This is a genomic window from Saccharopolyspora aridisoli (assembly GCF_004348445.1).
Classification (GTDB): Bacteria; Actinomycetota; Actinomycetes; order Mycobacteriales; family Pseudonocardiaceae; genus Saccharopolyspora; species Saccharopolyspora aridisoli.
The window spans coordinates 83,397-103,413 of record NZ_SMKV01000020.1; the positions used below are offsets into that span (position 1 = coordinate 83,397).

Below are 20,017 nucleotides of genomic sequence, written 5' to 3' on the forward strand. Positions count from 1 at the left end.
ACCCCTCGACGAGGTGATTTCGCGTCGGCAAGTGCGGGAGGAGGACCTCGGTCAGGCTGTGGCGCTGAGTTCCGTGGAGAGGTCCTTGGCGAGGCGTTGCATGAGCGGGATGACCTCGTCGGTGGTGATCCGGGTCATGCGGCCTTCGGGGCCTGAGATGGAGATGCCCGCGCCCGCCGGGGCGCCCGGGACCGCCACCGCGTAGCAGCGGACGCCGACCTCCTGCTCGCCGTCGTCGATCGCGTAGCCCTGCTTGCGGATGCGGTCGAGCTCCTCGTGCATCGTCTCGACTTCGGTGATGGTGCGCTCGGTCTGCGGGTTCATCGCCGTGCGGGACAGCAGCTGGGTGACCTCGTCGCTGGGCATCGTGGCCATGACCGCCTTGCCCACGGCCGTGGCGTGGGCGTCGACCCGGCGTCCGACCTCGGTGAACATCCGCATCGAGTGCGGCGAGGGGACCTGGGCGACGTAGACGATCTGCGCGCCGTCGAGCACGGCCATGTTCGCGGACTCGCCGGTGGCCTCGGTCAGCTCCGCGAGGTACGGGCGCGCCCATGAGCCCAGCGCGCGGCTGGCGGTCTCGCCGAACCGGATCAGCCGCGGTCCCAGCGCGTACCGCCGCGAGGGCTGCTGCCGGGCATAACCGCTGTTCACCAAGGTCCTGATGATGCGGTGGATGGTCGGCAAGGGCAGTCCGGACCGCTCCGCGAGTTCGGACAGCGCGACCTCACCGCCAGCATCGGCCATCAGTTCCAGGAGCTCGAAGGTGCGCTCGACCGACTGCACCCCGCCGCCCTGGTTCGCCCGCCGTGGGCCAGTGGTCATCGCAGAACTCCCTCTCCCGGATCCAGTCGAAGTCTAGTTCGTGGTGCGTGCGCCAGCTCATGTTGCTTTCGACGCTATGTGGAAACTAACATCCACGATGCAGAATTTCATTGAGGATGTTCTTCGCTTGTGACGAACCTGCTCGCGAGTGCGCGCCGGCTCGTCACGCGGCAAGGTGAGCCATCAGCCACCGTCTGAAATCCGGCAGCAGAAAGAGGTGGACGATTCATGTCCGAAACGGCAGGGGTGAAGGTCCTCGGCGGCGCCGTCGAGCGCGGCGATGAGATCCTCACCGCCGAGGCGCTGCAGTTCGTGGCGGGCCTGCAGCGCGCTTTCGGCGCGCGGCGCGATGAGCTGCTCGAACGCCGCAAGCAGCGTCGCGCGGAGGCCGCTGAGAAGGGCCGCCTGGACTTCCTCGAGGAGACCAAGCACATCCGCGAGGGCGACTGGCAGGTCGCCGCGCCGCCGGCCGACATCGCCGACCGCCGCGTGGAGATCACCGGCCCGACCGACCGCAAGATGGCCATCAACGCGCTGAACTCGGGCGCGAAGATCTGGCTGGCCGACCTCGAGGACGCCAACACCCCGCACTGGGAGAACGTCGTCTCCGGTCAGGTCAACCTCCACGACCTCGTCCGCAAGCAGATCGAGCTGCACATCCCGGGCGGCAAGTCCTACACGCTGCGCGACGACGTCACCCACGCTGTGCCGCTGGTGCGCCCGCGCGGCTGGCACTTCGACGAGAAGCACATCGAGGTCGACGGCAAGCCGGTCGTGGCCGCGCTGGTCGACTTCGGCCTGCACTTCTTCCACAACGCCCGTGAGCTCATCAACCGCGGCAGCGGCCCGTACTTCTACCTGCCGAAGATGGAGAGCCACCTCGAAGCGCGGCTGTGGAACGACGTGTTCACCCACGCGCAGCAGGAGCTGGGCATCCCGCACGGCTCGGTGCGGGCCACGGTGCTGATCGAGACCTACCCGGCGGCGTTCGAGATGGAGGAGATCCTCTACGAGCTGCGCGACCACTCCGCGGGGCTCAACGCCGGTCGCTGGGACTACCTGTTCAGCGTCATCAAGACCTTCCGCGACTCCGACAAGTACATCCTGCCGGACCGCAACGCGGTGACCATGACCGCGCCGTTCATGCGCGCCTACACCGAGCTGCTGGTGAGCACCTGCCACAAGCGCGGTGCCTTCGCCATCGGCGGAATGGCCGCGTTCATCCCGACCAAGGACGACTCCAACGCGGCGGCGATGGACAAGGTCCACGCCGACAAGAAGCGCGAGGCGGGCGACGGTTTCGACGGTTCGTGGGTCGCGCACCCGGGCCTGGTGCCGATCTGCTTCGAGGAGTTCGACGCGGTCCTCGGCGACAAGCCGAACCAGATCGAGCGCAAGCGCGAGGACGTCAGCGTCACCGCCGACCAGCTGCTCGCCGTCTCGGAGACTCCCGGTGACAAGACCATCCAGGGTCTGCGCGGCGCGGTGGACGTCGGCGTGCGCTACATCGTGTCCTGGCTCGGCGGCAACGGCGCGGCGGCGATCCACAACCTGATGGAGGACGCCGCGACCGCCGAGATCTCGCGTTCGCAGATCTGGCAGTGGCTGCACAACAACGTGCAGCTGGCCGACGGCCAGACGGTGACCCTGGAACTGGTCCGGGAGGTCCTGGCCGACACGGAGAAAGCGCTGCGCGGGGAATCCGGTTTCCCGACCGAGAACCTCTCCCGCGCGGTTGAGCTGTTCGAGCAGGTGGCGGTGGCCGACGACTTCGTCGACTTCCTGACGCTGCCCGCCTACGAGCAGATCGACTGATCCGTCATCGCGGGGGTGCCGGAGAACTCCGGCACCCCCGCTTTGGTCTATTGGGAGGGTGGAAGTGGCTGAAACCTCGTTGGACTCCGCTGAAGTCGCTCGGCGACTCGCGCGCTTATCCGCTGTGGACGATCACGTGGCTCGGACCTACCCCGGCGCCAGATCCGACCTGCAACCGGTGCACACCTGCTACGTTCCTGCGGACCGGGTGGACGCGACCGTGCTGCGGTCCTGGTCCGACCAGGCGCTGGCGGCGCTCGACGAGCACGCTGCCACTCCGTCCCGGCTGGCCGAGGTCCTGGGCCTGACCCAGGAGATCGCCGAAGCCGTGCACCCCAGGGTGCGGGCGAAGCTGGCCGGTTCTCCCGTGCAGGACTTGCGGATCGACTTCGAGGACGGCTACCGGGCCGACGCCGAGGACGCCGACGCCGTGCGCACCGCCGGTGTCGTGGCCGACTGGCTGCGGGACGGGGTGGCCCCGGCTAACTTCGGACTGCGGGTGAAGTCCTACGACACGCACGAGCTGCGCGAACGCTCGGTGCGCACGCTCGACGTCTTCCTCACCGCGCTGCTGGCCCGGACCGGCGGAGTTCCGGACGGCTTCGTGCTGACCTTCCCGAAGGTCGTCGACGTCGCGCAGGTCGAGGTGTTCGTGGAGGTCCTGGGCCTGCTGGAGCAGCGGTTCGGGCTCGGTGAGGGCGCGCTGCGCTTCGAGGTCCAGGTGGAGACCACGCAGTCCATCGTGGACTCCGAGGGCCGGTTCGCGCTGCCGCGCTTCCTGCGCGCCGGGGCAGGCCGGGTCACCGGGCTGCACTTCGGCACCTACGACTACACGGCGTCCTGCGGTCTCACCGCCGCCCACCAGCACCTCGCGCACCGCGCCTGCGACTACGCGCGGCACGCCATGCAGGTGGCCGCAGCGGGCACGGGGGTGTTCCTCTCCGACGGCTCCACCAACGTGCTGCCGGTGGACGACCAGGTCATCAAGGGCTGGCAGACCCATTACGAGCTGGTGCGGCGCTCGCTGGCGCACGGCTTCTACCAGAGCTGGGACCTGCACCCCGCACAGCTGGTGACCCGCTACGCGGCGGTCTTCGCGGCCTTCCGCGACTCGGCACCCGCCGAAGCGGCGCGGCTGGCGGCCTACACCGGCACCGGTTCCGCCGAGGTCCTCGACGAACCGGCCACGGCCCGCGCGCTGGCGGCCTCCTTCGTCCGGGCGCTCGACAACGGCGCCACCGATGCCGACGAGGTCACGGGCCTCACCGGTCTCGCGGAAGCCGACCTCCGAGCCCTCGGCCGCCTCTGACCCGCGCTCTCGGCGTGGCGCTGCGCGTCGCGCCGAGAGCCTCGCGGTGGACGGGGGCAGCTCTGGTCCGCGAACCGCCCGCGGTCGAAGTCCTCATCGGCCGGTCAGTTCGGACCAGAACTGCCCGACTCGCGGAGCGATCTGCCCCACCGAACGCCCCGGGCGTTGTTGACTGCGTCGACGACTTCGTGAACTACTTCGCCGATCTCCGCGTCGAACCGTGAGAACGCCGGGACCGCGAGCTCGCGGAGTCCTCGGAGGAGCGTCGGAAAGCCCTGGCCGACGCCCGCGCGGCCCTGTCGCCGACACCACGCCAGGGGACCTTCCGAGGAAGGAACCGCTGTGACCAGCACTCTGCTTTCCGGCTCCGCGACGCACGTCGGCGGACGGGACAACAACCAGGACTCCATGCTCGTCGCCGAAGGGCTGTTCGCCGTCGCTGACGGCATCGGGGGATTCGTCAACGGCGACGTCGCCAGCAGGCTCGCCCTCGACACGCTGGAGAGCGCCTACGCCGCCGACCGCACGGTCGCCGGACTGCTCGGCGCGGCCCGCGAGGCGAACGAGGCCGTGTGGCTGAGGTCCAACGCCGACGGAACGTCGATGGGCACCACCTTGGTGGCCGTGGCCATGACCACCGACGCGGGTGCTGTCGCGGTCAACGTCGGCGACTCCCGGCTGTACCGGTTGCGCGGCGGGGAGCTCGCGCAGCTCACCGACGACCACACGGTGCTGGCCGAGCTGCTGCGCAGCCGCGAGGTCAGCGACGACGACGCGCGCAACCACCCCCACCGGCACGTGCTGACCCGAGCCGTCGGCGTCGGACCCGAGGTCGAGATCGACCACGCCGAGCTGTCCACCGATGCCGAAGACCGCCTGCTGCTGTGCACCGACGGCCTGTTCAACGCCCTGGAGAACGACGAGATCCGGGAGCTGCTGGGCGCCGACGCCGACCCGCAGCGCATCTGCGACCTGCTGGTGGGAGCCGCTCTCGACGCTGACGCCGACGACAACGTCACCGCCCTGGTCCTCGACGTCCACTAGGGGCACGTCGAAGTGGCGAGCGGCTCAGGCCTCCTGCACGCACCGCCGAGCAAGAAGACCGCGATGCGGGCGGGGGGTTGCTCCGGCGGGTTCGGTGTGTGGGGATGGGGTTGTGGAAATTCGGGGTGCGGTGCTGCAGGAGTGCGGTCGTTCGGGGCCGTGGGAGATGACGAGACCGCTCGCGGTGACCGAGGTCGAGCTCGATGAGCCCGGTCCGGGCGAACTGCTGGTGCGGATGGAGGCCGCCGGGGTCTGCCACTCCGATCTGTCCGTTGTGGACGGGAACAGGGTGCGGCCGGTCCCGATGCTGCTGGGGCACGAGGCGTGCGGCCGCGTCGAGCGCGTCGGCCCCGGTGTGACCGGCGTTCGAGCCGGTCAGCGGGTCGTTCTGTTCTTCGTGCCGCGCTGCGAGGAGTGCGATGCGTGCCAAGCGGGCGGCAAGAGGCTGTGCACCCCCGGGTGGGCCGCCAACGGCGCCGGAACCCTGCTGTCCGGTGAGCGCCGTCTGAGCTGGGACGGACGCGAAGTGCACCACCACTGCGGGGTTTCCGGCTTCGCAACGCACGCCGTGGTCGACCGCCACTCGCTGGTCCCGGTGCCTGACGACGTGCCGCCGGACATCGGTGCGCTGCTCGGCTGCGCCGTGCTCACCGGCGGTGGGGCGGTGAAGAACGCCGCCGCGCTGCAACCCGGCGAGGACGTGACGGTCGTCGGCATCGGCGGTGTCGGCGTGGCCGCGGTGCTGGTCGCCAAGGCCCTCGGCGCAGGCAGCATCACCGTCGTCGACCCCCTCCAGAGCAAGCGCGAACGCGGCCTGGAGCTGGGTGCGACCACGGCGCTCTCGCCGGACGAGGCCGTCGACAGCGGGAGTCGCAGCTCCGTGGTGATCGACGCCAGCGGCAACGCCCGAGCGTTCGAGACCGCCGTGCAGGTGACCGCACCCGCCGGGCGAACGGTGTCGGTCGGCCTGCCCTCGCCCGACGCGCGGGCCAGCATCTCGCCGCTCGCACTGGTCAGCGAAACCCGCACGATCATCGGCTCGTTCCTGGGAACTGGCCTGCCGCAGCGGGACATCCCGGAGTACGCCGAGCTCTGGCGCGCCGGGAAGCTCCCCGTCGACGAGCTGGTCTCCGGCACCGTCGGCCTCGACGGCATCAACCGCGCCATGGACGAGCTGGCCTCCGGCCGGGCCATGCGCCAGATCATCCGCTTCTGATCCAGCGGCCTTCGGGCGAACCGTCCTCCACCGATCCCGCGGTCGCGGCAGACTGTGCTCGAACGTCGTGGAAGGGACCGGGGATGGAACAGGACGCGCTCGACGCGCTCAAGGACCAGCTGGGCGATCACCAGATCTTCGGTGAGCCCGTCAGCCAGGGCGACACCACGCTCGTCCCCGTCGGGGAGGTGCAGCTCGGCGGGGGCTGGGGCGGACGCAGTGACGAGACCGGAGGCGGCGGTGGAGTGCGAGCGCGGGCGATCGGCGCGTTCTCCCTCGTCGCCGACGGGACGGTCGCCTGGCATCCGGCGGTGAACGTCAACCGGATCGTTCGGGGCGGCCAGCTCGCGCTGGCGACAGCGGTGGTGGCCTGCGCGATCGCCTTCCGCCGTCGCCGCTGAGGCTTCTGAGACGCGGCGGAGCCGCTCTTCCAGGTGTGGGACAGCTCGCACCGCCGCTCAGGTTCTGCGACTGGCACCGCGCGAAGCAAAGCAATTCCTGAACGACCTTCCTAGGCGCCGACCGAGCGGGGGTCCATGCCTGACCAGGCGACCAGCTTCGCGGAGACGTCGGCGATGCTCGGCCGGGACTTGGGATCCGGAGTCAAGCACTCGTCCACGGTGCGCGAGAGCGCGGCGGGCAGCCGCCGGTGGGTGCGCAGCGGTGCGGCCCGTTCGTCGCGCTGCGGGTAGTGGCGGCTGCCGCCTTCGGTGCGCTCGCGGTGCGAGGCGGACGCCCACGGCGTGGTTCCCGACAGCGCCTCGTACAGCGTCACCCCGAGGCCCCAGACGTCGGCGGCGGGCGACATGCGCTCGCCCCTGGCCTGTTCCGGCGAGAGGTAGTCGAACGTGCCCGCAGAGCTCTTCTCACCGATCCGGCACACCAGGCTCAGGTCCAGGAGCACCGCGCGGCCACCGATCTCGACCACGTTGGACGGTTTCACGTCCAGGTGCACCCAGCCGTGCCCGTGAAGGTAGTGCAGCGCCGAGCACAGCTGGATGCCGAGCACCGCGGCGTCGAGCGGGCGGAGCCTGCCGAGCTCGGCGATCAGGTAGCTCAGGGTGTGCCCGGGCAGCGTTTCTGTGATCACCGCCGGACGCTCGGGTTCGGCGGTGCGCACGATCTCGTAGCCGCGCAGCATGTGCGGGTGGGTGAGCTGGGTCAGCAGCACGCCCTCGTTGCGGAGCCAGGCGATCGCGCGTTCGTCGGCGGCGCGCTCGGGTCTGATCGTCTTGGCGATGCAGCGGCAGGACCGCTGCTCGCTCCACACGTCGTAGACGTCGAGTCGGCTACCGCGCCGCAGGTGGTCGACGATCCGGTAGCCGGAGGCGAGGGTGTCGCCGGGCGCCAGAGGCGCTCCGGGCGGTCCCCAGCTCTGCTCCAGTTCGCCGTAGTAGTAGGAGGAGGTCAACGAATCGGTCAACACCGCTGCGGTCAGCTGTGACTGCGGTGCCGGCGGCGGTGGTCGTCGCTGCTGTCGCGGCGGCGGCGGTGGTCGCTGCTGTCGTGCCGGCGGCGGCGGTGGTCGCTGCTGCTGTCGCGGCGGCGGCGGTGGTCGCTGCTGTCGCGGTGTCGGCGGTGGTGGTCGCTGCTGCCGCGCGAATGGTGTTGCTTCGCCGGGGACACCATCTGGAACAGCTTGGAAAGGTCCACTGCGCACTCCCGAAAGGCCGGTGATCATTCGGGCGACACGGGGGGCCGCCCATCAGACCATTGTTCCGTAGATCGAGTGGCCGATGCGACCGGTTTCGGATGAAAAGAGCATCACGCAGTGGATGAAGAACCGCGGCTGGTAATGGCGAATGCCATCACCAGCCGCGGTCGAGGGAACTCCAGCCCAGCCCGGACCTCAGCCCTGGGACGCGACGGCGGCCGCGGCGTCGACGACGCCGTAGCCGTACACCGGGTTGTACACCCCGCGCAGGCCGGCGATCGGGGTGCGCGCGGTGGAGATCAGCGCGTCCTCGATACCGGCGGCGTCACGTCCTTGCGCGCCCAGCAGCGCGGCGACCCCGGCGACCTGCGGGGCGGCCATCGACGTCCCGGCGAGGGAGTCGTAGTCGGCCTGCCCGCACTCCGGCTTGCCCATCCCGCGCGGAACGCTGGACCACACGTCGGCGTCGCAGTCCTCCAGCGACGAACCGCCCGGGGCGGAAACCGCCCGCATGTTGAGCTTGACGCCGAGGTTGGAGTAGAACGCGTGCATCTCCTTCGAGTCGGTCGCCGCGACGCACAGCGCGCCCGCCTCCCAGGACGGGGTGTCGCACAGCGGCGCGGTCTCGTTGCCCGCCGATGCCACCACGACGACACCCTTCTCACGGGCGTAGGCGATGGCGTCCTTGGTGGCCGACTGCAGGCCCAACAGGGTCAGGACCTGGGTGCCGGGCTGGGCGCCCAGGCTCAGGTTGATGACGTTCGCGCCGTGATCGGCGGCGTAGCGAACACCCGCCCCGATCTCCTCGAACGTGCCCGAGCCGTTCTCCAGCGCCTTGATCGGCATGATCTCGGCGTTCGGCGCGACGCCGGCGATGCCGACGCCGTTGCCCGCGGCGGCGGCCGCGATCCCGGCGACGTGCGTGCCGTGGACGTCGGATTCTTGGCCGACGCCGTCGGGACCGGTCCAGTCACCGTTGCCGCACGGCCCCGGTGCTCCGCCGCAGGCGAAGGTGGCGCCGGGGACCAGCCTCCCGCTGAACTCGGGATGTCCGAGGTCAACGCCGGTGTCCACGACGGCGATGGTCTGCCCGGCACCCGTGCTGCTGGCCCAGGCTTCTGGCGCGTGCAGTTGCTGCAAGCCCCACTGCTTCTCTATGAGCGGGTCACCGGCGGCTGCACCGGCGCTCGCTTGCGTTGCCACCAGCGATAAGCCGACCAGGCTCGCGGTGACCAGGGTCCGCATGCGCATTGCGACTCCCATTGGGTTGGCTCGGCATTTGGCGGATCAACGAGCCGGTCGGCGAATAGTTTCACTCGCAACTGTGATTGGACCGTTCACGGGGGCAAGTTGCTTCGGCTGGAGCAATGCGGAGGCGATCTGTCCGATTAGGTGATCCTCATGAGGAGCGGTCGCTTTCCCGCACTCACGGCATGCGCGGTTCGCGCCGCTTGCCGAACAGCAGGTTCAGCAGCAGAGCCGCGATGCAACCGGTGCTGATCCCGGAGTCGAGAACGGTGCGCATCGCCTCGGGGAAGTGGTCGTAGAACGAGGGCGTCACGACCGGGATCAGCCCGATGCCGAGCGCTCCGGCCACGATCAGCGCGTTGTGCGGGTCGCCGAGCCCGGCCGTGCTCAGGGTGCGGATGCCGCTGGTGGCCACCGACCCGAACAGCACCAGCGCGGCGCCGCCGAGCACCGGCTGCGGCACCAGTGAGACCACGGCGCCGGCCACCGGGAACAGGCCCAGCAGCACCAGCACGCCGCCGCCGGTGGCGACCACGAACCGGCTGCGCACGCCGGTCAGCGCGACCAGGCCGATGTTCTGCGCGAACGCGCTGCAGGTGAATCCGCCGAAGATCGCCGAGATGGCGCTGCCCGCGCCGTCGGCCCGGAGGCCGGCGGCGATGGTCTTCTCGTCGGCGGGACGGTCGACGATCTCGCCGAGCGCGATCATGTCGGCGGTGCTCTCCATCATCGCCACCAGCATCACGATGCAGATGGACAGCGTGGCGGTGAGGCTGAACGTCGGCGTTCCGAGCTCGAAGGGCACCGGGAGGTTGAACAGCGGTGCCGACTCGAAGGTCGAGGTGTCGACCAGGCCCATCGGCCAGGCGACGAGACTGCCCGCGAGCAGGCCGATGAGCAGCGCGATCCGGTTCAGGAAACCGGTGAGGAAGCGGTTGAGCAGCAGCACCAGCACGAAGGTGACCGCGCCGAGCAGGATCTTCTGCGGTGCCGCGTAGTCGGGGGCTTCGCTGTCCTGCCCGGCGATCCACTTGATCGCCACGGGCATCAATGACAGCCCGATCAGGGTGATCACGGTGCCGTTGACCACCGGCGGGAAGAACCGCACCAGCCGGGAGAAGTACGGCGCGGCGAGGAAGGCCAGCACTCCGGCGATGAGCACCGAGCCGTAGACCACCGACAGCGGGTTCTGCGATCCGCTCTGCTGGGCGACGATGGCGAGGATCGGCGCCACGGACCCGAACGTCACACCGTTGACGAACGGCATCCGGGCGCCGATCTTCCACACCCCCAGCGCCTGCAGGGCGGTGGCCAGGCCTGCGGTGAACAGGCTCGCGCCGATCAGCAACGTCATCTGCAGCGGTGGCAGCCCGATGGCCTCGCCGACGATCAGCGGTGGTGCCACGACTCCGGCGTACATCGCCGCGACGTGCTGGATGCCGAAGGCGATCATCCGGGTGGTCGGTAGCACCTCGTCGCACGGGTGCGTGGTGCTGTCGGTTGTGGCCATGTTCTTCGCTCCCAAACCCGCAGGGCTACATCGTCACGTCACTATCGGCACGAGTTGTTCTTTCCCGGTTTTCGTTGTGTTGCAACGCTATTGCGGTCCACGATGGACTTCTGGGCAGGACGGACCGGGCGTACCGCCAGGAACGCCTTCACCTTCAGGGGATTTCGTCGGACTCGCGTTGAACGAGCGGCGTGGCCGCGAGTCGTGAGCACGGTGCTCGTGGCCCGCACCGCCGTGCAGGACGAGTCCGTCAGCGGAGAGTTCTCAGAACTCCGCGGTGCTGTACCAGGCCATCGGCGCGTCATCGACGTCGTCGCGGCGGACGACGCCCTCGATGAGGCCGTAGGGGCGGTCGGCGGCGAAGAAGACCTCGTTGTCGTTCTCCAGCCCGAACGGGGACAGGTCGACGAGGAAGTGGTGCTTGTTCGGCAGCGAGAGCCGGACCTCGGCCAGCTCCGGGTGCGCTTCCAGCGCGGCCTTGCCCATCTCGTAGAGGCTCTGCTGCAGGGCGAGGCTGTGCGTGGTGGCGAATGCTTCCAGCATCGTGGCACGCACGGACTCGAAGCTCTTGGTCCAGTCCACGTCGGTGTGCAGGTAGCGCCAGCGGGCGGTGACCGCGGTGGCCAGGATCCGGTCGGTGGTCTCGGGCAGCGTCGTGTACCGGTCCTTCGGGTAGCCCCAGAACTCCGAGCCGGTCGACTTGAGCACCACCAGGTCCTTCAAGCCCGAGACCACGTGCGCCTGGTCGCCGTCGATGGTGACCGCGGTCGTGCGCTTCTCGTCGCTCGCCCGGGAGAACGAGTGGTCGTGACCGGTGCCCTCGACGGGGATCCGCTGCCAGCCGTACTCGTCGATGAGGATTCGCGCGCCGTTGATGCCCTCGGCGGAGGACACGAAGTGCCTGCCCAGACGCAGCGCGAAGTCCTCGATCTCACCGATCTGCTGCTGCTTGGCGAAGGCGTAGACGGTGTTCTTCTGCGTGTCGGTCGGCAGCACCCTCGCGTTGTCGCCGGACAGGTGCACCTCGTCGAGGTCGCCGCGCAGCGAGGTGCTGACGTTGAGGTCCTTGATGGAGTGGCGCGGCGTCGAGCGGTCCACGGTGACGATGCGGACCTCGGCCTTGCCGTACTGGTTCGGGCCCATGGAGATGCCCATGATTCAGCTCCCTCGGTAGGTTGAGTAGGCGAACGGGCTCAGCAGCAGGGGGACGTGGTGGTGCTGCTCGGGGTCGGTGATCCGGAAGGTGATGGACACCTCCGGGTAGAACGTGGCGGTGCTCCGCTGGTCGAAGTACGCGCCGGTGTCGAAGGTCAGCCGGTAGTCGCCCGCGTCGAGGCGGTCTGGGCCGAGGTCGCGGCAGCGGCCGTCGGCGTCGGTCCGGCCGGTCGCCGACTGGGTTCCGCCCGGCAGGGGCTTCCCGTCGGCGGTCTCCAGTCGGACGGCGACGCCTGCGGCGGGCTCGCCCTGGGCGGCGTCGAGGACGTGGGTGGTCACAGCGCTCATGGTTCGATCACTTTCGCCAGCCGCAGTGCGGCGATCTTGCGGAGTTCGGAGTCGACGATGCGCAGCTCGTCGTCGGGCTTGTTGTCGAGCCGGGAGCGGAGGATTTTCAGGAGCTCCTCGCCGCTGCGACCGCTGGCGCACACCAGGTAGACGTGCCCGAAGCGGCGTTCGTACTCCAGGTTGGCGGCCCGGAGCTCCTCGGCGAGGTCCTCGCCGACCCCGGCCTGCTCGCGGCGGGAGAACTCGGCGCCGCGGCCGGTATCGGCGGGTCGTTCACCGATGCGGGGGTGAGCGGCCAGGGCTCGGAAGATCTCGGTGTCGGTGAGGTCCGGGGCGGCGTTCGCGGCGCTCCGCTGCACGGCCTCGGCGTCGGCGAAGGGGCGCGCATCGGCGATGTCGGCCGCCCATCGGGTGATGTCCAGGCAGTTCAGCAGCCTGTCGATGAGTTCGGCCCGAGGTGATTCGTTGAGCCGTCGCACACCGGTGGTGGTAGCCATGCGCTTCTCCGCTGAAGTGGTTCACATGCCGGCTCGATCGTGCCGAGAGAGCTCGGTGACCGCAGGTCCGGTCCGGTGCGCAAAAAGCTACGACCACCCCGACGGGGTGTCAACAGTTTGTTGAAAAGGCCAGGTCGGCAGGGTCCTGGAAGGGTGGCAGGCAGGCGTGGGTCAGTTCCGCGCCTGGTCGCGGTTGAGGTAGTTGTACACCGTGAAGCGGCTGACGCCGAGGGCCTTGGCGACGGTCTCGACCGACTTGCGCATGCTGAACGCGCCGCGCTCCTCGAGCAGCCGGACGGCCTTCTGCTTCTCCGGGCGGGGCAGGTCGGGCAGCCTCGCGCCGAGCTCGGTCTCCACCTCGCGTATGAGGCGGTCCAGGGCGCTGGTGAGCTCCTGGCCCGGCACGCGCACGGCGACCGCCGGAGAACCTTCCCAGTTCAGCACGATGTCGCCCGGTTCCCGCTGGTCCACGGGCACGGCAGTGGCCCCGATGTGTTCCAGCAGCGGGGCGATCGCGTTGGCCAGCGGATGCATCGTGACCAGCCTAGACCCGGTCGTCCTCAGCGGTGACCTGCAGGGTGATCCGGTTCGCCCCCGCCGCCAGCGCTTCGTCCAGCACCTCCGCCAGCGCGGGCAGCAGCTGCTCGCGGTCGCCGCTGATCGCCGTGCCCAGTGGGCCGAAGTCCGGATCCAGACCCGCCGCCAGCAGGCAGTCCCGCGCCGCCAGCGCGTGCGCCGGTGGCTCGCCCTCGCCCTCGAACGGTTCCGTGGTGAACTCTGCGCGCAGCATCATCGGACCGACCTCCCTGACCGAGACGGTAGCGTCCGCGTGCAACCACGACCCAGACGGGAAGCCGATGAAGACCGACCGATTCGACGTCAATCTGTCGATCCTGTTCACCGAGCTGGATCTGTTGGAACGACCGGCCGCGGCCAAGGCGGCGGGGTTCGACCGCGTCGAGTTCTGGTGGCCGTTCGAGGCCGCCGTGCCCGCCGAAGCCGACGTGGAGAAGTTCATCCGGGCCATCGACGACGCCGGTGTGTCGCTGGTAGGACTGAACTTCTACGGCGGCGACCTGGCCGCGGGTGAGCGAGGAGTGCTGTCCGATCCGGACCGGGCCGGGCAGTTCGCGGCCAACATCGACGTGCTCTGCGAGATCGGCGAGCGCCTCGGTTGCCGCGCGTTCAACGCGCTCTACGGCAACCGCATCGACGGCGTGGACCCGCGCGCCCAGGACGAGGCCGCCACCGAGAGCCTGGTGCGCGCCGCCCGCGGCGTCGCCCGGATCGGCGGTACCGTTCTCATCGAGCCGGTCAGCGGGATCCCGAACTACCCGCTGCGGACCGCCGCCGACGGGCTCGCCGTCGTCGACCGGGTGCGCGAGGCCGGTGAGGTGGACGACGTCCACCTGCTGCTCGACCTGTACCACCTGGTCACCAACGGTGACGACCCGAACTCGGTGCTCGACCAACGCCCGGGAGCGATCGGGCACGTGCAGATCGCCGACTCGCCGGGACGCGGGGAACCCGGCACCGGATCGATCGACTTCACGCACTACTTCAGCCGGCTCGACGAGGTCGGCTACACCGGCCACATCGGACTCGAATACGAACCCAGCGGCGCCAGCGCCGAATCCTTCGGCTGGATGGCGAGCTGAACCAAGGAGGCGTCACGTTGCCCGGTCCCGTCCTCATCGCACCGGACAAGTTCAAAGGCACTCTCACGGCACCGGAAGTGGCCGAGGCGGTCGCCGCCGGGCTGCGCCAGGCGCGGCCCGACGTGGAGCTGCGGCTCGCCCCCGTCGCCGACGGCGGTGACGGCACCGTGGACGCCGCGCTGGCCGCCGGGTACGCCCGGATGACCGTGCCGGTCAGCGGCCCCACCGGGTACCCGGTGGACACCGAGATCGCCTACGACGGGGAGACCGCCGTCGTCGAACTCGCCTCCGCCTCCGGCCTCGCGTTGCTCGACCCCGATGACCTGGACGCACTCGGCGCCTCCAGCGACGGGACCGGCGAGGCGCTGCTGGCGGCGCTGAGCACCGGCGCCCAGCGGATCGTGCTCGGTGTCGGCGGCAGCGCCTGCACCGACGGCGGTGCCGGGCTGCTCACCGTCCTCGGCGCGAGAATCCTGGACACGAGCGGAAATCCGGTCGCACCCGGTGGCGGACCGCTGGCCAACGTCGGTGAGATCGACCTGTCCGGGCTGGATCCCAGGATCGGTGAGGTCGAACTGGTCCTCGCCTCCGATGTGAACAATCCGCTCACCGGACCGAACGGCGCCGCCCACGTCTACGGCCCGCAGAAGGGCGCGAACCCCGAGCAGGTGGAGCTCCTCGACGTCGCTCTGGCCCGGTACGCGCGGGCCATGCGGGCCGCAGGTGGACGGGACGTCGCCGAGCAGCCCGGCGCGGGCGCGGCGGGCGGAGTCGGTTTCGCCGCTCTGGCGGCGCTTGGCGCGACGATGCGGCCCGGCGTGGACGTCGTCCTCGACCTCGTCGACTTCCACAGCCAGCTCGACGGCGCGGGTCTGGTCATCACCGGCGAAGGCGCGCTGGACGAGCAGACCCTGCACGGCAAGGCCCCGGCCGGGGTCGCGGATCGCGCCATCGGAGCGGGGATCCCGGTCATCGCCATCGCGGGCCGCTGCGACCTCACCCAGGAGCGGCTGGCGGCGGCGGGCATCGACGCGGCCTACGCCCTCCTCGACGTCGAACCCGACCCGCAGCGCTGCATGGCCGACCCGGCCCCCATCCTGACCGACCTCGCCGCGACGTTGGCCGAGAACCACCTCTGAGCCGCCGGATCGAGAACGGCCCCTCCCGGTGAACCCGGGAGGGGCCGTTCTCGATGCGCTGGTGCTACTCCGACTCGGACCTTCGCGGGATCAGGGCGACCACCGCGATCAGCAGCACGACGATCACCGCGCCACCACCGATGCTCAACCAGAGCACGTAGCTGCCGCTGCCGGACTCACCCGGCGGAGCCGGGGCGACGTTGAGGTAGAAGCCGCCCTCGGTGGCGTGGCCGTCGTCGAAGACCGTCTGGTACTTCACCGTGTGCAGACCGGGTTTCAGCGCTTCGATGCGGACGGTCACGTGGTTGCCGTCGACGTCCGCCTCACCCGAGACGTGATCGGCTCCCGAGGGGTCCTTCACCTCGATCCGAGGCGGCTTCGACTCGTCCAGGGCTCCTGCGAAGTCCATCTCGATGCGGTCCACCCCGGCCTGGGCGGTTTCACCTGGGCCGGGGGAAGCGGAGTTGAGCCCGCTGTGCGCGAACGCGGTGCCCGCGCCCAGCAGGACCAGCAGCGCGCTCACGACCGCACCGACGGTGGTTCTCAGAGGTTGGCGCATGCGATTCGGTTGTCGGTGAACTCGGCCGGGTGGACCACGAGCGACTTGGCGGCCTCGGCCGGCTTGTCGTTCTCGGCGGTCATGAAGCCGCGACCGGTGGCGTCAGCGGTGAACGCCAGGTGGATCTCGTTGGGCGGCATCTCCGACCCGGCGGGGTCGAACTTGAAGTGCTCACCGCCGGCTTCCTCCGCGCACGGCTTGGCGTGCACGTGGGCCATGTACTTGCCGTTCGGCGCCAGACCGGTCATCTCCAGCGTGACCGTCGTGCCGCCCGGGTGGATCGCCAGCCACGCGGTGCCCGCGGCCTGGTCGGTGCCCGGCGCACGAGTGGGCAGCAGCGTGAACGCGTTGGTGCGCAGCTGGGCGCCTTGGACGTCCTTGGCAGGCGTGGCGTTGGCGTCGCCCATGTTCATCTGCATGCCGCCACCGGCGTGATCACCGCCGCCGTGCTGCATGTGCGTGCTGTGGTCCTCCGACGAACCACCGCCGCACGCGGAGAGGACCGCGCAGGCGACGACCAGCCCGGCGGCGAAAGACTTGCGAAGTGTCATGCCCTCATCAACTTCTCTTGTTACCTGTGCTCGTTCTGCTCAGCGGTGCGGGTGGCGGGGCCCGGTGAGCCTCCTGGACCAGGTGCGCCACTCCTGATGTGCGCCGATGCACGGCGTCGCAGCGTACTCGCCAGGAGACGTGCCAGAACCCGCGGCGGTGCGAGCTGATCAGGTGGTTCGAACGGCTCGCGGATGCGCCGCTTGCTCGCACATCGAGGCGGACCTCGGTTCGATCCTTCGCGAGAGCTGTGTGGCCGGGCGGAGGGTGCCCGCCCGGCCACACAGCTCACATGTTCTCGGCGGCCTGCTTGATGGCCTGGCGGATCCGGCCGTAGGTGCCGCAGCGGCAGACGTTCTCGATCTTGTCGATGTCGGCGTCGGTCGGTTCGCTGTTCTCGTTGATCAGCGCGACCGCCTGCATGATCTGGCCGGGCTGGCAGAAGCCGCACTGCGCGACGTCCCGGTCCAACCACGCCTGCTGCACCGGGTGCAGCTCGTCGTCGTCGGCCAGCCCCTCGATCGTGGTGATCTCGGTGCCGTCGGCGTCCTCGGCCTTGACCATGCAGGTCTGGACGGCCTCGTCGTCCTGCAGGCAGGTGCAGGCGCGGCAGACGCCCACACCGCAGCCGTACTTGGGACCGGTGATGCGCAGCTCGTCGCGCAGCACCCACAGCAGGGGCATCTCCGCGGGGACGTCGACCTCGACGTCCTTGCCGTTGACGGTGAACTCGTACTTGGGCATGTCGCTCGGGGACTCCTTAGCGGGAGATCTCTTCAGACCGGGATCAGTAGTTGACCGGGAAGCTGCGCGGCTTGGTGCCGGTCGCTCGGGCGTAGGCGGTGGCGATCGCGCCCGCGCACACCGGAACGCCCAGCTCGCCCACACCGCCCGGCTCGTCGGTGGTGGCCGGCATGACGTGGATCTGCAGATCGGTGGGGGTGTGACGCTGACGCGCCCACAGGAAGTCCCCGTAGCTGCCCTCGCGCACCGCACCGTTGTCGATGTGGATGCCCGCCTGCAGCACCGTGGAGATCGCGTCGGTCAGGCCGCCCATCATCTGAGCTTCGATGCCGCGCGGGTTCAGCGGGATGCCCGCGTCGACGGCGATCACGGCCTTGGTGACCCGCGGTTTCTTCGGGTCGGTGGCGTTGATCTCGACCAGGCAAGCCGCGACCGACTTGAACTCCTCGTGCATCGAGATGCCCTGCGCGTGGCCCTGGGGCATCGAGCGGCCCCACTTGCCGTCCTTCATGACCTTCCGCAGCACGTCCTTGGCGCGGTCGCTCTTGGCGTTGTCCAGCCGGAAGTTCGCCGCATCGGAACCGGCCTTCTCCGCGATCTGGTCGATGACCAGGTCCTCCGCGGTGCGGAAGGTCGCCGAGTGCACCGACCGCCAGCTGCCGGTGTGCACGCCTTCCAGCGCGTAGTCGTTCAGCGAGATGGTGGTCGCGCCGAACTCGTAGGGCACCGACTGGGTCAGGTTGAAGTACAGCTGAGCGGCCGGGAGCTTGCCGATCCCGGACTGCACGGCGGTCGAGGTGATCAGGTCACCGATCCCGTGGTTGAAGTCGGTCGAGACGCTGGCCATCTTGTGCGCCCAGGACCGCACCTTGCCGCTGCGGAAGGAAGCCTTGACGCGGTGGTGCGAGGCGGGACGCATCCGGCCGTGGCGGGTGTCGTCGTTGCGGGTCCACATCAGCTTGACCGGCTTGCCGATGGCCTTGGAGACCTCGGCGGCCTCGACCGCTGCGTCGTGGAACAGGTGCCGGCCGAAGGAACCGCCGGCGCGGGTGACGTGCACCTTGACGTCGAGAACGCCGACGGCCGCGGCGACGTCCTTCTGCACGATCTGCGGGGACTGAGCGGGGACCCAGATCTCGGCGCTGCCGTCCTTGACGTCGGCGATCGCGTAGTTGACCTCCATCGGCGCGTGGCTGACGAAGGCGAAGTCGAAGCTCTCGTCGATCTCGTCGCCGTCGCTGTCGGAGATCCCGTCGTCGAGGCTGCCGGTCATCCCGGCCAGCTTCTCCTGGATGTCCGCCGACGACATGTCGGCGATGGGGCCCGGCTTCCAGGTGACGTCGAGCTTCTTGGCCAACTCCATGGCCTGCCAGGTGTACTCGGCGCACACCGCGACACCGGTGGAGATCCGCGCGGTGCCCTTGTAGCCGGCGACGTTGCGGATGGCGGAATCGTCGTAGGACTCGACCTCACCGTCCAGCGTCGGCGGGCGGACGACGACGGCCACCACGGAACCCGGGATCTTCAGGTCGGAGACGTAGTGGGCCTTGCCGGTGACGATGGCACTGGCGTCGGAGCGGGTGTGCCCCTTGCCGAGGACCTTGAACTCGTCCGGGTTCTTCGGCGTGGCGGGCACCGAGGGAACGGCCACCTTGGCGGCGTCCTTGGCCAGCTCGGCGAAGGTGGCCTTGCGGCCGCCCGGGCCGACGATGCCGGTGCCCTGGGCCGTGAGGCCGTTGGCGGACACGCTCCACTTCTTGGCGGCGGCGGTGATCAGCCGGGAACGCGCGGTGGCGGCCATCTGGCGCAGCGGCTTCCAGAACGTGCGCACCGACGACGAAGCCGCGGTGAACTGGTTGAACAGCAGCTCGGGGCGAGCGTCGGAGAGCTCGACCACGACGTCCTGGGTGCGGGCGCCGAGCTCCTCGGCCAGCATCATCACCACTGCGGTGTTGAGGCCCTGCCCGGATTCGAGGCGCGGGAGTTCGAAGCGGACCTTGTTGTCCGCGGTGAACTCCAGCTTCATCAGCGCCATGGTCGGCGCGGTGGCGATCTCCATGAGGTCGCCGAAGTCCATGAGCCCGGAGACCGGGGGAAGCGGCAGCTGACCGGCGACCTGGCCGGGTGCGGCGGCTGCTTCGCCTTCCATCACGAACTTCCCGGCGACGGTCAGCATCGGGGCCGCCGCGACGTAGGAGAGGAAGCGTCGGCGTCGCATGCCGGGCGCCGGAGCGGCTTCCTCGTGAGCGGTGGCGGGGTGAACCATCCAAACTCCTCTCGCGCGCCAGCACTCAAAAGGCCGACCGGGACCACTCACCGAGCGGAAAAGATGTGCCGACGTACTCAAACAGGCCAAGGCAGGACTTGTCCGACTTCAGGTCCGTCGCTAACCCCGCACGATGCGGAGGGGTGCGCACCGCGTCATCGAAAATTCATTTCCGGTCGCCAGGAGTAGTCGAATTGCGACATTTGGCCGCGCGCGTCACTTCCAGTGACCAGAAGCTATTCGAAGATGACTTTCCGGGGTTGTGTTGACTTCCTCTGCGGTCGGGGGAATGGTGCTTGAAAAGTCGGTGTGGCAGGTTTTCACCTGCCAACGTCGCGAGAGCCTACCTGACGGTAAAGTAGGGTCTGAATCGCCCTTTTGGCGGCGTTTGAATTAGGCTGAACAGAGCAATCTTGCGTAGGTCCGTACCACATCTGACCGGGTGGCCAACCAGTCGGAACCGGTTCAGGGCAGGCGGTCT

General features: G+C 69.5%; 21 protein-coding genes. 7 read left to right on the top strand and 14 right to left on the bottom strand.

All coding sequences use genetic code 11. From position 1 onward, the window contains the following. Positions 1-51: 51 nt before the first annotated feature. On the bottom strand, positions 52-825 hold the full coding sequence (locus E1161_RS17240) for an IclR family transcriptional regulator (protein WP_132624474.1): 774 nt from the start codon (positions 823-825) through the stop codon (positions 52-54). Positions 826-1,053: 228 nt separating this feature from the next. On the opposite strand from E1161_RS17240, the gene aceB reads away from it, so the two are divergent. The 5 genes from aceB to E1161_RS17265 all read left to right on the top strand — a co-directional run bounded on the left by aceB (position 1,054) and on the right by E1161_RS17265 (position 6,610). After that, complete coding sequence (gene aceB / locus E1161_RS17245; RefSeq protein WP_132624476.1) at positions 1,054-2,640, top strand: malate synthase A; 1,587 nt, start codon at positions 1,054-1,056, stop codon at positions 2,638-2,640. A 124-nt stretch (positions 2,641-2,764) separates the two neighbouring features. Beyond that, positions 2,765-3,949, top strand: coding sequence for a DUF6986 family protein (locus E1161_RS17250; protein ID WP_408011991.1), 1,185 nt, complete (start codon positions 2,765-2,767; stop codon positions 3,947-3,949). Between the two features lie 342 nt (positions 3,950-4,291). After that, positions 4,292-4,993: a PP2C family protein-serine/threonine phosphatase gene (locus E1161_RS17255; RefSeq protein ID WP_132624480.1), complete on the top strand. Its 702-nt coding sequence runs from the start codon at positions 4,292-4,294 to the stop codon at positions 4,991-4,993. A gap of 166 nt (positions 4,994-5,159) precedes the next feature. Continuing rightward, positions 5,160-6,209, top strand: a complete 1,050-nt coding sequence (locus tag E1161_RS17260; RefSeq protein WP_207920280.1) for an alcohol dehydrogenase catalytic domain-containing protein — start codon at positions 5,160-5,162, stop codon at positions 6,207-6,209. Positions 6,210-6,292: 83 nt separating this feature from the next. Further along, positions 6,293-6,610 (top strand): hypothetical protein, encoded by a 318-nt coding sequence (locus E1161_RS17265; protein ID WP_132624484.1) that lies wholly within the window; start codon positions 6,293-6,295, stop codon positions 6,608-6,610. 110 nt (positions 6,611-6,720) lie between these two features. Here the strand turns inward: E1161_RS17265 and E1161_RS17270 are convergent, their stop codons facing one another. The 9 genes from E1161_RS17270 to E1161_RS17305 form a co-directional block, all read right to left on the bottom strand. Next, a complete protein-coding gene (locus E1161_RS17270) occupies positions 6,721-7,635 on the bottom strand; it encodes a serine/threonine-protein kinase (RefSeq protein WP_132624486.1) in 915 nt (304 codons plus the stop codon). Between the two features lie 8 nt (positions 7,636-7,643). Continuing rightward, entirely contained in the window at positions 7,644-7,862 is a 219-nt protein-coding gene (locus E1161_RS27260) for a hypothetical protein (RefSeq protein ID WP_165939837.1), read from the bottom strand. Between the two features lie 196 nt (positions 7,863-8,058). Beyond that, positions 8,059-9,114, bottom strand: coding sequence for a S8 family serine peptidase (locus tag E1161_RS17275; RefSeq protein WP_132624488.1), 1,056 nt, complete (start codon positions 9,112-9,114; stop codon positions 8,059-8,061). A gap of 175 nt (positions 9,115-9,289) precedes the next feature. Further along, on the bottom strand, positions 9,290-10,621 hold the full coding sequence (locus E1161_RS17280) for a nucleobase:cation symporter-2 family protein (RefSeq protein ID WP_165939838.1): 1,332 nt from the start codon (positions 10,619-10,621) through the stop codon (positions 9,290-9,292). 264 nt (positions 10,622-10,885) lie between these two features. Further along, a complete protein-coding gene (gene pucL / locus E1161_RS17285) occupies positions 10,886-11,776 on the bottom strand; it encodes a factor-independent urate hydroxylase (protein WP_132624490.1) in 891 nt (296 codons plus the stop codon). A gap of 3 nt (positions 11,777-11,779) precedes the next feature. Further along, positions 11,780-12,124, bottom strand: a complete 345-nt coding sequence (gene uraH / locus E1161_RS17290; RefSeq protein WP_132624492.1) for a hydroxyisourate hydrolase — start codon at positions 12,122-12,124, stop codon at positions 11,780-11,782. Continuing rightward, positions 12,121-12,621, bottom strand: coding sequence for a 2-oxo-4-hydroxy-4-carboxy-5-ureidoimidazoline decarboxylase (gene uraD / locus E1161_RS17295; RefSeq protein ID WP_132624494.1), 501 nt, complete (start codon positions 12,619-12,621; stop codon positions 12,121-12,123). Before uraD ends, uraH begins: the two co-directional genes overlap by 4 nt. Positions 12,622-12,792: 171 nt before the next feature. After that, positions 12,793-13,155 (bottom strand): helix-turn-helix domain-containing protein, encoded by a 363-nt coding sequence (locus tag E1161_RS17300; protein WP_132624496.1) that lies wholly within the window; start codon positions 13,153-13,155, stop codon positions 12,793-12,795. A 10-nt stretch (positions 13,156-13,165) separates the two neighbouring features. Further along, entirely contained in the window at positions 13,166-13,414 is a 249-nt protein-coding gene (locus E1161_RS17305) for a thiamine-binding protein (RefSeq protein ID WP_132624498.1), read from the bottom strand. A 64-nt stretch (positions 13,415-13,478) separates the two neighbouring features. Between E1161_RS17305 and E1161_RS17310 the strand changes: the two genes are divergently transcribed. Together E1161_RS17310 and E1161_RS17315 are read left to right on the top strand one after the other, a co-directional pair. Continuing rightward, on the top strand, positions 13,479-14,279 hold the full coding sequence (locus E1161_RS17310) for a hydroxypyruvate isomerase family protein (protein WP_132624500.1): 801 nt from the start codon (positions 13,479-13,481) through the stop codon (positions 14,277-14,279). Positions 14,280-14,296: 17 nt separating this feature from the next. Continuing rightward, positions 14,297-15,418 (top strand): glycerate kinase, encoded by a 1,122-nt coding sequence (locus E1161_RS17315; protein WP_132624502.1) that lies wholly within the window; start codon positions 14,297-14,299, stop codon positions 15,416-15,418. 64 nt (positions 15,419-15,482) lie between these two features. Here E1161_RS17315 and E1161_RS17320 read toward each other — a convergent pair whose 3' ends face one another. The 4 genes from E1161_RS17320 to E1161_RS17335 form a co-directional block, all read right to left on the bottom strand. Continuing rightward, positions 15,483-15,941 (bottom strand): copper resistance CopC family protein, encoded by a 459-nt coding sequence (locus E1161_RS17320; protein ID WP_165939839.1) that lies wholly within the window; start codon positions 15,939-15,941, stop codon positions 15,483-15,485. 20 nt (positions 15,942-15,961) lie between these two features. Further along, the gene (locus E1161_RS17325) at positions 15,962-16,528 is read right to left on the bottom strand and encodes a superoxide dismutase family protein (protein ID WP_132624506.1); all 567 of its coding nucleotides are present in this window, start codon (positions 16,526-16,528) and stop codon (positions 15,962-15,964) included. A gap of 286 nt (positions 16,529-16,814) precedes the next feature. After that, complete coding sequence (locus E1161_RS17330; protein WP_132624508.1) at positions 16,815-17,270, bottom strand: (2Fe-2S)-binding protein; 456 nt, start codon at positions 17,268-17,270, stop codon at positions 16,815-16,817. A 43-nt stretch (positions 17,271-17,313) separates the two neighbouring features. Then, positions 17,314-19,536, bottom strand: a complete 2,223-nt coding sequence (locus tag E1161_RS17335) for a xanthine dehydrogenase family protein molybdopterin-binding subunit (protein WP_132624510.1) — start codon at positions 19,534-19,536, stop codon at positions 17,314-17,316. Positions 19,537-20,017 lie beyond the last annotated feature (481 nt).